This window comes from Acinetobacter schindleri (assembly GCF_010918895.1).
Lineage (GTDB): Bacteria > Pseudomonadota > Gammaproteobacteria > Pseudomonadales > Moraxellaceae > Acinetobacter > Acinetobacter schindleri.
This window is the reverse complement of sequence record NZ_CP044483.1, coordinates 2,305,558-2,319,528: the sequence shown is the minus strand read 5'-3', so window position 1 is coordinate 2,319,528 and position 13,971 is coordinate 2,305,558. Positions and strand designations below refer to the sequence as shown.

The 13,971-nt window shown below is 38.3% G+C and carries 15 protein-coding genes; 4 read left to right on the top strand and 11 right to left on the bottom strand.

From position 1 onward, the window contains the following. Window positions 1-69: 69 nt before the first annotated feature. From FSC11_RS11130 to FSC11_RS11115, 4 genes are all read left to right on the top strand, one after another. Window positions 70-1,509 (top strand): coiled-coil domain-containing protein, encoded by a 1,440-nt coding sequence (locus FSC11_RS11130; protein ID WP_163166911.1) that lies wholly within the window; start codon window positions 70-72, stop codon window positions 1,507-1,509. A gap of 23 nt (window positions 1,510-1,532) precedes the next feature. Further along, on the top strand, window positions 1,533-2,198 hold the full coding sequence (locus FSC11_RS11125; protein WP_227590982.1) for a hypothetical protein: 666 nt from the start codon (window positions 1,533-1,535) through the stop codon (window positions 2,196-2,198). 74 nt (window positions 2,199-2,272) lie between these two features. After that, complete coding sequence (locus FSC11_RS11120) at window positions 2,273-2,815, top strand: DUF2799 domain-containing protein (RefSeq protein WP_163166907.1); 543 nt, start codon at window positions 2,273-2,275, stop codon at window positions 2,813-2,815. An 18-nt stretch (window positions 2,816-2,833) separates the two neighbouring features. After that, complete coding sequence (locus FSC11_RS11115) at window positions 2,834-4,030, top strand: tetratricopeptide repeat protein (RefSeq protein WP_163166905.1); 1,197 nt, start codon at window positions 2,834-2,836, stop codon at window positions 4,028-4,030. Window positions 4,031-4,220: 190 nt separating this feature from the next. Here the strand turns inward: FSC11_RS11115 and FSC11_RS11110 are convergent, their stop codons facing one another. From FSC11_RS11110 to fahA, 11 genes are all read right to left on the bottom strand, one after another. Then, window positions 4,221-4,748 carry a hypothetical protein gene (locus tag FSC11_RS11110; protein WP_163166903.1) on the bottom strand — a complete coding sequence of 176 codons (528 nt, stop codon included), beginning with the start codon at window positions 4,746-4,748 and terminating at the stop codon, window positions 4,221-4,223. Beyond that, window positions 4,748-5,365: a hypothetical protein gene (locus FSC11_RS11105; protein ID WP_163166901.1), complete on the bottom strand. Its 618-nt coding sequence runs from the start codon at window positions 5,363-5,365 to the stop codon at window positions 4,748-4,750. The genes FSC11_RS11110 and FSC11_RS11105 overlap by 1 nt, the downstream gene beginning before the upstream one ends. A 4-nt stretch (window positions 5,366-5,369) precedes the next feature. Continuing rightward, complete coding sequence (locus FSC11_RS11100) at window positions 5,370-6,473, bottom strand: hypothetical protein (RefSeq protein WP_163166899.1); 1,104 nt, start codon at window positions 6,471-6,473, stop codon at window positions 5,370-5,372. A gap of 22 nt (window positions 6,474-6,495) precedes the next feature. After that, window positions 6,496-7,248 (bottom strand): hypothetical protein, encoded by a 753-nt coding sequence (locus tag FSC11_RS11095; protein WP_163166897.1) that lies wholly within the window; start codon window positions 7,246-7,248, stop codon window positions 6,496-6,498. After that, the gene (locus tag FSC11_RS11090; protein WP_163166895.1) at window positions 7,249-8,319 is read right to left on the bottom strand and encodes a hypothetical protein; all 1,071 of its coding nucleotides are present in this window, start codon (window positions 8,317-8,319) and stop codon (window positions 7,249-7,251) included. 140 nt (window positions 8,320-8,459) lie between these two features. Further along, a complete protein-coding gene (locus FSC11_RS11085; protein WP_163166893.1) occupies window positions 8,460-9,191 on the bottom strand; it encodes a Fic family protein in 732 nt (243 codons plus the stop codon). A gap of 692 nt (window positions 9,192-9,883) precedes the next feature. Then, window positions 9,884-10,531 (bottom strand): CoA transferase subunit B, encoded by a 648-nt coding sequence (locus tag FSC11_RS11080; RefSeq protein WP_163166891.1) that lies wholly within the window; start codon window positions 10,529-10,531, stop codon window positions 9,884-9,886. 2 nt (window positions 10,532-10,533) lie between these two features. Then, window positions 10,534-11,235: a CoA transferase subunit A gene (locus FSC11_RS11075; protein ID WP_163166889.1), complete on the bottom strand. Its 702-nt coding sequence runs from the start codon at window positions 11,233-11,235 to the stop codon at window positions 10,534-10,536. Window positions 11,236-11,258: 23 nt separating this feature from the next. Continuing rightward, the gene (locus tag FSC11_RS11070; protein ID WP_163166887.1) at window positions 11,259-11,834 is read right to left on the bottom strand and encodes a VOC family protein; all 576 of its coding nucleotides are present in this window, start codon (window positions 11,832-11,834) and stop codon (window positions 11,259-11,261) included. A 20-nt stretch (window positions 11,835-11,854) separates the two neighbouring features. Next, window positions 11,855-12,493 (bottom strand): maleylacetoacetate isomerase, encoded by a 639-nt coding sequence (gene maiA / locus FSC11_RS11065; RefSeq protein WP_163167786.1) that lies wholly within the window; start codon window positions 12,491-12,493, stop codon window positions 11,855-11,857. Window positions 12,494-12,513: 20 nt separating this feature from the next. Next, window positions 12,514-13,797, bottom strand: a complete 1,284-nt coding sequence (gene fahA, locus FSC11_RS11060; RefSeq protein WP_163166885.1) for a fumarylacetoacetase — start codon at window positions 13,795-13,797, stop codon at window positions 12,514-12,516. Window positions 13,798-13,971 lie beyond the last annotated feature (174 nt).

The following is a 13,971-nucleotide window of genomic DNA, read 5'->3' as shown; positions in this document are numbered from 1 at the left end:
CAGTATTGTTCTCGAAGGAGGGCAATACTGCTCATGCTCAACACAAAAAGAAGTAATAGGTTAAATGAAATGGTTAAGCAGCAAGAATATACAGCTTGTATTGGATGTAAGCAGGAGCTACAGCTCAAAGTAAAGTTTTGTCCTTTTTGTAGTGTTGCACAAAGCGTTCAAGCTCAAACTCTGCCTGTAGAGCCAGAAGAAACATCGACTATTCCACAAGAAATAGTCAGTGACCTACCAGAATCGACGGTTAGTGAAACACTAAGTGAAGCTCAAAATAATGAGGCTGCTGATACATCGGTTGTGGTCAAACATATTACGAAACAGGGTAAAGAATTATTCGGGATCATTATTGTTGGTGCATCCCTTGAGTTGATGCGAAGTTATGATCGTTACGCCTTTAAAAAAGATGAAGGGATTTTTGTACGTTTAAAACATTTAGCGAATATTCCCAATGAATATTTAAGTTTGCAACAATATCAACTCAAGTTTCAAAGTGATCTGTCCGTCTTAGATGCTGAGCCAGATGAACTTCTTGAACAACCAAAGCCTGAAGCTCCAGTCTTCACGCCACCAGAACGACCATCTTTGAATAGTCAACCTACACCATTCGATCCACCACAGCAAAAAACATCAAGCTTTAAATATATTGCAATTGCATTTATTGTGATTTTGGCTGTGATTTTCTTTATATTTAGTGGCAAAGACAATGTAGAAGAAGTTGCATCTGTAGATGAAGGGGCACAGGTTGATCCTTGTGAAAATGCAAATGCAGAAATTAACAGTTTGCTGAGTGAAAAAATGCCGACACGTGCATTGAGTATCATCAAACTCAACCAGGCAGAATGTAAAACCAATGCAAGTTTTGTTCAATTGGTTGTATCGGCTGAAGCACAAGCCACATCTGCAAAAGAGAAGCTCACTTTAGCAAAAGAGTATTTGCAAGCTGGAAACTTGGAGTTAGCACATCAGACAGTGCTTGCTGCATTAGAACTTGATGCTGAACTTATCGGTGGTGTAGAGCTACTACCACAAATCGAATCGATGATTGAAGAATTCAATCTTCAACAAGAACAAGAGACAGATGAAGTTCCATTAGAAAGTGAGGCTGTACAAGATGTTGTTCAAAGTATACCTCAACAAAATACCAATCATGAGGTTGAACAAGCACAACGTTTAGCCCAAGTAGAACGTGAGCGTGCAGATGCACAACGCCAAGCTGAGCAAGCACAAAGAGAACGTCAACAAGCTTTAGAAAAAGAGCATCAAAAAGCTGAAGAGGCGGCACGTAAATTAGCAGCAGAAGCAGCACGTCGTCAAAATGAAGCCCGTTTTGATTCTCAGCTCAATCGTGCAGAGCGTGCATTAAATGCAAATAACTACGGTCTGGCTAAATCTTTGGCTCGAGAAGTATTGTCTGCTTCCCCGAGTAATAGTCAAGCAAAACGTATTTTACGTCAGGCTGAAGAAGGTGAGTCAGCAGCCTTTGACGATATGGTAATTCAATAATTTTTAAATTTTACAGAGGGTCTATGATGAAAAAAGCGATATCTATTACTATGCTGAGTTCAGCAATTTTGGTTTCTGGTTGTGCAAGTACAGGTGGGCTAGCAACGTCAGCTAACGGTGGATGTAATACAGGAATGTCTACAGCAGTAGGTGCATTACTTGGTGCTGCTATTGGAGCATCTGTAGGTGATAGTACCTATGCTGCAACAGGTGCAGCCATTGGCGGTGCGGTTTTTGCAGCAGGATGTATGATGATTAATGCACATACTATTCAGAAAAAGTCAGCTGCTGAAGTTGAAACGGCATATAAAAAAGCTAATAAGGGGAAACTGCCTCAAACAACAAGAGTTCAACAGTATTCTACGGTTATTTTACCAAATCAAACTGTTTCAGCTAACCAAAATATTACAGTGAAATCAGATTTGACTGTTGTAGAAGGTGTTGCTGATCCCCTTCAGCGTGTCCAAGAAAAATTAGTTCTAAAAGATGCGAATGGAAAAGTGATTCGTGAATTAGTGAAAGATGTTCAGGTTTCAACAGCTCAAGGTTATAGTTCAGGAGATTTTGAAAATTCCTTCAATTGGAAGTTTCCAGCGAGTGTATCTAAAGGACAATACTTGCTTGATACTGAATTACTAGTGAATGGTAAAAAAGTTGCAAATAATACCCGTACTATCACGTTAGTCTGAAATCTCTAGAAAAATCCCAGTATGTATAAATATATATTGGGATTTTTCAATGTACTCAATATTTTGAGAATGTCATGAAAATAAAATATCTAATATTTAGTAGTTTTTTGCTTTTAAATGGCTGTGCCATGATGTCTAAAAATGAATGTTTAAGTGCAAACTGGGAATTTATTGGGCAACAAGATGGCATTTCAGGAGCAGGTTCTTTGGCTCAAAAAAGAACAACAGTTTGTGCTAAACATAATGTTGTAATGGATAGAGCGCTTTATGCCGAAGGTTATAAAAAAGGTGTAAGAACGTATTGTAGTCCAGAAGCTGTTTTTGAATATGCATTGCATGGTAAAGGAGATTATAAAAGCTGTCCTTTAGAAATGCACAATATATTAAGGCCTTATTATATTGTGGCAAATAATTACTATGATTCTAAATCAAATTTAGAAGCTATCGAATATAAAATCGCTCAAGCCAAAAGTCGACTGACTCAAGCCGATTCTAGAGAGAGGGCGGATTACTATCGAGGCATTGTTATTAAAAACTCTGAACTGAGAAGGCAAGCGGAAAGAAACTTCACTCAAAGTGAAAATGAGCTGAGTATTTTTAAAAAGAATAATTTTTAAATTTAACGGATTTTTTATATGAAATATTTAAAGGAAAAAGTACTGCTTTCATTCCTAGTGCTATCTTTACCTTCGTTTGTGACTGCAAATACGAAAAGTGAAGAGCTTCACTTCAAAGTTCTAGACGGAATTGATAAGGCAGGAGAGATGGCTTCTCTCGGTATTGAGAAACTGTTTTCACCGTTGCATAAAGGTGTTGAAAAATTAGCAAAGCCTTATATTGAAAAAAATAATGCTGAATATTTTTTTAACTTGGGACAAGCTTATTATCAAGGAAATGGTTATTTTAATAATCAATATATAAAAAAGGATGATGCTAAGGCATTAGAAGCCTGGACTAATGCTTCATATAGCGGTGATAAAATTGCACCTTTTAATGTGGGATTAATGTATTACAAAGGTGAAGGAACAACAGTAAATAAAGAAAAGGCTTGTGAATGGTTCCTGCGAGGTGCCTTGCTAGAAAATCCTTCAGCACAATTATATACTGGTGCCTGCTATTATAGTGGTCAAGGGTTTCAGCAAAATTTAACAGAAGCATTTAAATGGTTCTCAGTAGCGGCAAAAAATGGAAATAAAAATGCACAGTTCTTACTAGGTGAAATGTATTCTGATGGTCAAGGTACAGAGCTTAATTTATCTTTAGCGAAAGAATGGTATGAAAAAAGTGCTGCACAAGGACATGTAAGTGCACAGAAAAAACTGGATAAACTACAAAAATCATGGAATGTACCATATAAGCAGTTGACAGTGGCGGATATGGCAGGAAAAGTGATTGATGGGGATGCGTATTTTGTATCTGCTGCAAATAGCGCACAATCAGGGGATGCAAAAGCACAATTTGAGCTTGGAGTCATGTACTTTAGAGGAATCGGTGTACCTCAAGATTATATAAAAGCTCTAGATTTCTTTGAAAAAGCTGCTGCTCAGGGTCATGAAAGAGCAAAAGATTACATCCCAAGAACGTATTTTGCCTTGGGATCGCATTATTTCAGTGAAGATGCGGGTGAACGTCAAGATGATCAAGAAGCATTTAAATGGTTTTCAAAAGCAGCCGAGCTAGGTCATGCTCAGTCACAATATATTATTGGTCTCATGTATTATTTTGGAGAAGGGATTCCGAAAGATGAATCTAAAGGGGTTCAGTTGATAAAACAGTCCGCTCAAAATGGTTTTGGAGAAGCCCGAAAAGTGATTGATGAATATAAGCTTTAAACTGAACTTTATATAAAATGGTGTTTATTATTTTAAATTAGCAGGATAAGACAGCATGAAATGCTGTTTCATCCTCTAGATAGGAAGCTATTGGCCTTTTGGAGAGAAATACTTTTACCTTTCTAACCAACAAGCCTATGGTTGAAATTGATCTATACAAGATTTTGAAAAACTTTTCGTACTCATGAGGCTACTCCCGATGAGACAGCTCATGAATATTTTCTTTTTGAATGTCATTATGAATGCTCATTTCAGGCTGAGAAGGCAAAGATGTTACGGCCCTCTTGGGTGAGTAAAAATCATAAATTGCATAACCGATACCACACAGCATGATGAATACAAACAATATGAGAATAGGAGTGAAGTTGAAACCTTCTTTTTTCTTCATACGAGCACGAGGTCTACGCTGAATATTTTGATTCGACTGATTTGCGTGTGGTTGATCATTTTCACCATATTGGGCGAAAGGATTTAGTTTTGGGTGAGGAATATCTTCATCAATGTCGGTTTGTGCAGAAGAGACTTTTTCTTGAGTGACTTGAGTCGAGTTGATTTGGAGAGGGTCAGGAATTTCAAATTTAAAGTCTGGCTGAGGAAGTGCTGAATTTGTTTCAGCTCTTCCTTGAGTAGGGACAGATGAAGTAGGGGTGATCTCTAAACACTCATAGTAGCTATTCTGGTAATCTTGTAAAGCATCTTTTAACTTATTCAAGGACATTATTTGCGAATCCTTGTATAGAAGATGCCTTGGACACGATCTCGTGGTGCAACAAGATTTGAACGCTCATGTAATGTCACGGTATAACGGCATTGAGGATATTTGACCAATACATGGTGCCAAGCAGAGCTAAACCCCCGTAGTGACCATTGTTGGTTGTTACTGATCGGTTGATTGATTTGTTTGGCTAATTGCGCAAATTCAGGCTGCCAAGAAATCAAACGAATCGAACTATTTGTTGCTTCAAAAACTGCAACGGTTTTTGCAACTTTTAGGCCGTTCTCCATTGCAAAAACACAGGGTGGTTTGCCTTGGCCTTCCTTAAACTTTTCCACCATGGCATTTACTTCTTTTAAGCCGCCATTTGAATTCATAAAGTCTTGTGCCTTTTTTGCATCTTCTAAATTATTGATGGGGGCAAGCGTTTGTAAACGGTCGATGAGCTCCTGAACACTATCAACTTTATATTCCTTCGCAAGGTCAAGAAACTGTTTCGCTTCAGCATTATGGCGACGTTCGACATAAATATAAGCTAACAATGCAATCATCACGAGAAAAAGCATTTGCAGAAAAAAATCAATCAAGGTGAGATATAAAACATCTTCTCTTCTGTTCATTTACTTAACCTACGACTTGATCAAGATTTTTTGATGTATTTGGTTTTGCTTTGCGCATATTTGTAGACGTATTGTTTGCGACTTCAATTAGGGCATCATTGACAGCATCTACTGAAGCTTTCGTACTTTGTAATGTATGTTGCAGTTGCAATTGGTGTTGTTCATGTAAATGGGTATATCGCTCAGTCATATTTTGAAGCTGAGTATTAAAATGCCCAATATTCTGTTGCATGTCACTGTATGCACCGACCAGTTGTTGAGATGCTTTTTTAGCAGAATCTGCAACGCTTGGGATAGCTAAATCATGAATCGCTGTACCAATATTGGATGCTAAATCTATTAAATGTTGTTGTGATCTTTCGACATATGCAATATGTGATTGATTCGCTTGTTGCATATTGCTATAGAGTGAATTATTCATTTCTTGCATCTGTTCATATAGATTTTTTTGTAGTTGTTCTTGATATTCAATTAATTCAAGATTTTTTTGCTTTTGGTGCTCGATTAAAGCATTTTGTACATTGATCGACTGTTCATTAAAAGTCAAAGTTGCTGCTTTTAAGCTCTCAATAATTTCTAGATTAAGTACTTTCTGTTGATTCTTTAAATTGACATTAATGTCCTGCAATTCACTGGCAAAACCAGTAATTTCTTTTCTCAAGTCAATGATGTCATTAATAAGTGCATGACGTTCATTTTGTTCCTGATCTGCGTTTTGTTGATTCATGGACGCCAATAAAAACAAACGTAAGATCAAACCAAGACAAGTTACTAATAATCCAACACCAAATTGTGAAAACACAAGATTTAAGTTTTGTAGGTCTTCAATATCAGAAGATAGACCAAAATGAATGATGGCAGAAGTGGCAAGTGTTACGATAGTTAAGCTAAAACCAAAGTAATAAACACTATCTACAGCATTATAGTCAGGTTGTTTTAGTAGGCTTTTTTTAACAATATTAAAATAAAGAATAAGGGGAACTGTTACTGTGAAAGCTAGTAATACAATATGTAAATTAAACCAAATGATAATAATCGAGACTAATGCTGCTCCACCTAAAATCGGTAAAAAGCTACTTGGAAGCCCTTTTTTTGCTGCAAATGACATGATGAATCCCCTCTAAAAAATATTATGAACCTGGTAGATCGTGACGTTCCAAACCATATGCACGTCTATCGCCACGCATATCTCCAAAAAACCATATCCAAAAACCATCACGAATATTGAGTAGGTTCTCAGTGAGTTGTGCAGGCGGAATAATATGTAAATATGCAGTGGTGTTGATAAAAGTTGGACGTTGTACACCACCAAGGCGGCTTAATTTGAATTGATTAATCGCTGCCTTTAGATCTGTACTTTGTGCAAATGACAAATTTTGTGAATTTTGTAAGAAATTGGAAAAAATAAATAATCGAGTTTGCTTCGGCTGAATCTGATGTTGACTTAGCTCGATATCGAGTAATGCTTCAGCAAGCGGAATGGCTGTTGAATGCTGTGGTTGAGCATAGACCGCATAATGTACAGATTTCAAAAATAATTTTTTAAAGTTCGTATCGGTGTGACATGCTTTAAATACAGGTTGTAATTCACTCATGGATTGACCATTTATCACATATACTAAAGCTAAATCTTCACGTTTGATCTTGTGGGCTTGCTGTGTAATTCTAGATAGAATTTCAGATTGTGTTTGAGTGCTATGAATCGATGATGGATCAATGACAAAAACATGTTTTTGTTCAATTTTATTGAGGCAACCTGTAAAGCGGTCACGTTGATTCTTTTTATCGAATTGGTAGAGAAGTATACAATTAATTAGAACAGTACAACAGAATAACATCCACAAAAGTGGCCAAAGCTTCTTGGAATTTTGACTTAAATGCATTTATATTCTCTCTGCCTGAACAGTATTAAATATTTCAAACTGCTGTTGTAGAGATGATGCATCTTGAGAGAGTAGTTGTAGGCTACTCAGTAAATGTTGAATGCGCTCAAGTTGATATTGTTGTTCTAGATGACTGTGATCAAGAGAAAGACAGGTTAATTTCTCTTGTATCTTTTGAATAGGGTCAATTAATTCAATAGTGGGAGAGAGGTTTATATGCTCTAGGATTGGATCATTTTCAAGTTCCGAAATTACCTTGGCTTTGAAACGCTCAAATGCTCTTAGGTTGCTGTTTGCTTTATTGATTTCTTGGATTAAGTCTCGTTTTTCTTGCTGCAATTCATGTGGATTTCCAACCTGGAAAATATCAGGGTAGCGTCGCATAATATTGGCAATTTCAGGGGATGCAGAAAATAAATAAGAGCTTACATAAAAAATAACGATCCCAATAATACAATATAAAATGAATAAAAATTGTGCCCACGTGCTTGCAGGAATCTGAGTATATAAATGGAAAATTTGGCTAGGGATTAAACTTTTATGCAAGCTAAATGGAATTAAGTGATCAGCATAAAAAAATAGACGTTGTGCAGAACCAAATGCAAGGACAAGTCCAATCATGGAGAAAATACTCCATAAAATTTCATCAACTCTTCGAGTTACACGCGTTGCTCTGAACATTAAACCCGAACCTACGCAAATTAAGAAAAATATGCTGCATTCAATATAGGTAGGAATAAGATTTACCCAATCAGATGCTGTTTGAAAAAGCAGTAGATGGGTTAAAATAAGTAAGAAGGAAAATAAGTTTAACAGTCCAAAGCCGATCAAACCAATTGATGGTAACTGTTGAGCATTTTTAAAATTAAAACCTAAGATATGTAAGGTGTTTAAATCAGTTTGAGAAATATGTTGAAGATTTTGGGGAGGATGATTGATTTGAAATTGTTGTACAAGCTCAGAAATTTTTTTTTCAAAAAAATGAACTTTGATTTCATGACTTAAAATCTTTCCACATAAAGTATTAATATCATCGGAAGTAGGTGGTTTTGATTCTATAAAAAAATTCATGTTTATTGTGTGAAAAAGAAATTAAAGCACGAGATTATATTAAATCATGAACTCGAGTTTGTTCATAATTTATAAGCCCATAAAATTATGGATCGGCATAAGTAGAATTTTGATACTATTGTATAAACTAAGTCTTCATTTTAAAGACCTAAAACAACTTGATACGGTTTAAATCCTTCGAGTACCGCATCGGAAACCAAGTGGATAAATGCGTCAGTTTTCCCATAAGACATCCATTGATCAAGAGCTTCATAATAAGCTAATCGACTTTCAACAGTGATAACACAAGGCGGATAGCCAGCTTTTAATAATTCAAGATTCATCAATAGACGTGATGTACGCCCATTGCCATCAATGAATGGATGAATGCCAACAAAATCAGCATGTACTTTGGCTGCTCGTTCAATTGGATGTAGTTTATGTGCTTCACTATTATACCAGTCTACTAATTGAGCCATCTTGTCATTTAATAAGGTGTAATCAGGCGGGGTAGACGTAGCACCTGATATCAGGACATTTTGTTGACGATAACGTCCAGCATTATCATCATCAATATTCTTTAAGATAAGCTGATGGATATTACGAATTTGCCATTCAGAAAAAGACTCCTCTTTCCGAATAATATCTTCAACATAGTAAATTGCATTTCTATGGTTGATCGCTTCGAAGTGTTCTCTTAATGCCTTTCCACCAACAGTAATACCTTCCAGTACTACTTTTGTTTCTAGTAGGGTAAGTGTATTACCTTCAATTGCATTCGAATGATAGGTCCAACGGACAATAAGATCTTCTTGTAAGTTTTTGACAATTGACGGAGAGAGAGGGCGATGTTGATCTAATTTATTTTTTAAATCATCAATAATTTCCAACATTACCTTGTCCCTGAATATATCTAAAAGAATGATACATCAAAAAAGAAAATCAAAGAAATGATATGTTATAACATGGTATTTTTATTGAATTATAATAATGGTAGAATCGGTACGCCACTTCAAATCCTGAATTCGGATTTGAATAAGATTTTAAAGTGATTCAATGCATTAAATCTAATTTGGGTCAAAATTGGGTCAATGAATTTTTCTATTCAGTAAAATAGCTTGAGAATTAATAGGTTAGGGTTTGAGTTCAATTGACGCCACCTCCACCAAAATTCTTCTTATAAAAAAGCCACTTATATAAGTGGCTTTTTTATTAAGTATTTTTTCTACTAATTAAAATTTTATTATCATCATTATCTTTAGTGATCACTTTAAATATAAATTAGTGTGAAAGTAGTTCTGAATCTTAAATTTTATAAGTTTTATTGAGCTTAATGAAAAATAATAAACCGAAAAAAAATAGTTTTTCTGCAAACTTATTTGAATAGAAATAAAGATAATTTTATTTGATCAAATAAGGGGAATTACATTCATAAGATTTTATTGTGATTTTTAAAATTATACGGCAAGAGTATGAGTATTATAGAAAAATATGCTTTATCTTCGGTATAATTACGATGCGAAAGCAGTATTTCAGAAGATAATCAAAGCAGCTTTTGCTGCTTTGATTATCCAGTAGAAGCAGATCAGGCAGCTTCAAGTGCATCCGTAATCATCTCCACCCCAGTTGCAGCTTTGATCTGCTCAAGGGTGACATCTTGAGCCAGTTCTATTAAGACTATTCCTCTTGAAGTAATATCCATAACGCCGAGATCAGTGATAATCCGGTTGACCACACCTTTACCTGTTAGCGGTAAAGTACATTGAGGAACGATTTTCGAGGTACCATCTTTAGCCGTGTGTTCCATTAGGACTACGACTTTCTGCACACCGGCTACCAGATCCATGGCACCGCCCATACCTTTGACTTTCTTGCCTGGAATCATCCAGTTTGCCAGATCACCCGTTTCGGAAACTTCCATTGCTCCCAGAATCGCAATATTGACATGCCCACCGCGAATCATGGCAAAGGAATCCGCACTGGAAAAGAAGGCAGCACCTTTACGGGCAGTCACCGTCTGTTTACCCGCATTAATTAGGTCTGCATCAACGGTTTCTACAGTTGGAAATTCATCAATGCCTAACAGGCCATTTTCAGACTGGAGCCAGACGTTGACATTGTCCGGAATATAGTTGGCCACCAGTGTTGGCAAGCCGATACCAAGATTGACATAGAACCCATCTTCAAGTTCCTGTGCTGCACGTTGAGCCATTTGATTTCGAGTCCAAGCCATGATTATGCTCCCGCCTTTAAGGTCATCTGTTCAATGCGTTTTTCTGGTGAAGCATTAACGACAATTCGATTCACATAGATTCCAGGCAGATGGATATCATCGGGATCAAGTTCACCAATCTCTACGATTTGTTCAACTTCAGCCACAGTGATTTTCCCGGCCATGGCGCATTCAGGATTGAAATTACGTGCAGTTTTACGGAAGACCAGGTTGCCGGCCTTGTCTGCTTTATAGGCTTTGACCAGTGCCACATCTGCGGTTAATGACTTTTCCAGAATAAATTCTTTACCCTCAAATTCACGGACTTCTTTGCCTTCAGCAACCAATGTGCCAACGCCTGTTTGGGTGTAGAAAGCGGGAATTCCAGCACCGCCCGCACGCAGTTTTTCTGCCAGTGTTCCTTGGGGTGTCAGCTCTACTTCCAGCTCACCATTTAAATATTGACGTTCAAATTCCTTATTTTCACCGACATAAGAAGAAATCATTTTTTTGATCTGTTTGGTCCGCAACAATTTACCCAAACCAAAGTCATCTACCCCCGCATTATTAGAAATACAGGTGAGGCTGGTGACACCGGTATTTTTTAAGGCTTCTATGAGCGCTTCAGGAATACCGCATAAACCAAACCCACCAACGGCTAGTGTTTGATGATCTGCCACGATATCCGCTAAAGCTTCCTGAGCATTCGCAACGACTTTATTCATCAGAAATCCCTTCCTTTAAAAATTTAAGCATCCATCTTGGCTTCGCGAGCGCTCTGGTCTAATTCATCCGCATGCAAGAAGTGGGTATGTGACGGTGCACGTTTGGTTTTGCTCCATTGTTCCAGCATGTCATACTTCATTGCTTCGGTAATCATGGCAATTTTCTGGTGTGCTTTTTCATCATCATAAGCCAATTCCAGACGATGACCATTTGGATCGAAGAAGTAAATCGAATGGAAAATGCCATGATTGGTAATGCCCAGTACATCTACGCCATTGGCTTCCAGATGTTCTTTGGCCCGAACTAATGCCTGACGATCCTTCACTTTTAAGGCAATGTGCTGCACCCATTTCGGGGTATTTTCATCACGGCCCATTTCCGGTTGAGTTGGCAGTTCAAAGAAGGCCAAAACATTGCCATTACCAGCATCTAAAAACAGGTGCATATACGGGTCAAAAGCCTTGGTAGACGGGACATGATCCTCAGCAAAAGCTAGAATAAACTCCATGTTCAGGTTTTTTTTGTACCATTCCACGGTCTCTTTGGCATCTTTACAGCGGTAGGCGACATGGTGAATTTTTTCGATTTGAATGGTCATGGTTATATCCTTATATGTTCTTATGCTGCATCCAGTTGTGCTTCGGGTGCAGCCTTTTGAAAAGCGTCCAGTGAATTGCAATGGGTATAAATCGATTCAATTTTTGGGAAATCTGAAAGATCGATATTGAAACGTTTGGCGTTATAGACTTGTGGAATCAGACAGCAATCTGCAAGGCTCGGCTGATCTCCAAAACAGAATTGGCCATTTGAATGCGTTAATTGAGCTTCAAGTGCTTTTAAACCGGTGATGACCCAGTGTCTGTACCATTCGGTTTGCTGTTCATCGCTGGCATTCAGGGTTTTACTAAGATATTGAAGTACACGTAGGTTGTTGAGTGGATGAATGTCACAGGCAATATTCAGACTAAAGGCCCGAATCAGCGCACGCTGTTGCAAATCCTTGGGCAACAGCGGAGTTTCTGGAAATTTTTCTTCCAGATATTCAATGATGCTGAGCGACTGGGTCAGCGTGAAATCATCTTCGATTAAGGCAGGGATCAGCTCACCTGGATTGACCTGCCGAAACGTTTCACTATGCTGTTCGCCGCCGTTATTCACCAGATGAACCGGGATATGTTCTGCTTCGAGTCCTTTCAGGTTGAGCGCAATACGAACCCGGTAAGCGGCCGAACTCCGAAAATAGGTATACAGTTGCATGGTCATGATTTCACCCCAGACTATTCAGTAAAACCGAAATCAATCGCTGGCAGGATTTTGCCGCTCACAGCACCGAAACCGATACGCAGGCCATCTTTTTCACAATGACCTTTCATGATCACGGTGTCGCCGTCCTGAATGAAGGTGCGCTGTTCACCATTTGATAAAGTCAGTGGCTTGGTGGCATTCCAGGTAATTTCCAGTAATGAACCATAAGAATCTGGCGTAGGACCGGAAATTGTGCCTGAACCCATCAGATCACCGACCTGAACATTACAGCCTGCGATAGTGTGATGAGCCAGCTGCTGTGCCATAGACCAGTACATATATTTGAAATTGGTTTCGCAGATGACATCAGCCTGGTCTGAATTTTCAGGCTGGATTTCAACAGACAGGTTAATGTCATAGCTATTGCTGCTGTTGTCTTCACGCAGATAAGTCAGAGGTTTTGGCTCTTGAGTAGGTGAGCTGGTTTTAAATGGTTCAAGTGCTTCCAACGTTACGATCCATGGCGAGATCGAAGAGGCAAAAGTCTTGGCGTTAAATGGACCTAGCGGTACATATTCCCATTGTTGCAAATCGCGTGCCGACCAGTCATTAAACAGCACCATGCCAAAAATATGGTCCCAAGCATTTTCAATCGCAATTGGCTCACCTAGATGACTTGGCTTGCCGATAATAAAACCGGTTTCCAGTTCGAAGTCGAGCTTACGACATGCAGAAAAGACTGGACGTTCAGAATCCGGTAATTTGATCTGTCCTGATGGACGCACGATTTCTGTACCGCTAACAATTACGGAGCTGGCACGGCCGTTATAACCGACCGGAAGTTCTGACCAGTTGGCTAACAGTGCATTTTTCGGATCACGGAACATACAGCCAACATTGGTGGCATGCTCTTTCGATGAATAGAAATCGGTATAGCCTGGGATATGCACCGGTAGATGCATTGTGACGTCTGACTGTTTAAAGAAAACCTGATCACGGAGTTCCTGATTGTCACGCAATTCGGCATGATCTGCTGACAACAGCGTCTGTAACTCTGCTCGTACTTTAGACCAGTTGGCTTTACCCGACTCAATAAAAGCATTCAAGGTTGGCTGGTTAAAAAATTGCTGGCCTTCTTCTAGCTTTAAATATCCATTGGCTTCCAGTCCTGCCAGGTCAACCACCCATTCTCCAAGTGCCACCCCGGCACGTGGTTGGGTGTTTTTCGCATCACTGAAAATACCATAAGGCAGGTTTTCTAAAGGGAAATCTGAATCAGGAGCGATGTCGACAAATGACTTTAAACGCGTCGTCATAAATAGGGATCCTTTCCGTGGAAAATTTAAGTTCTATACAGAATCATACTTATATTTTTAAATTACGCAATAAATAATTTGATTATGAATAATGTAAATTTGTTAAAATGCCGCTATGATCTGAATCTGGAATCAGATTTGGCTGAGCAAGATTTTTGATTTCAGTAGTACAAT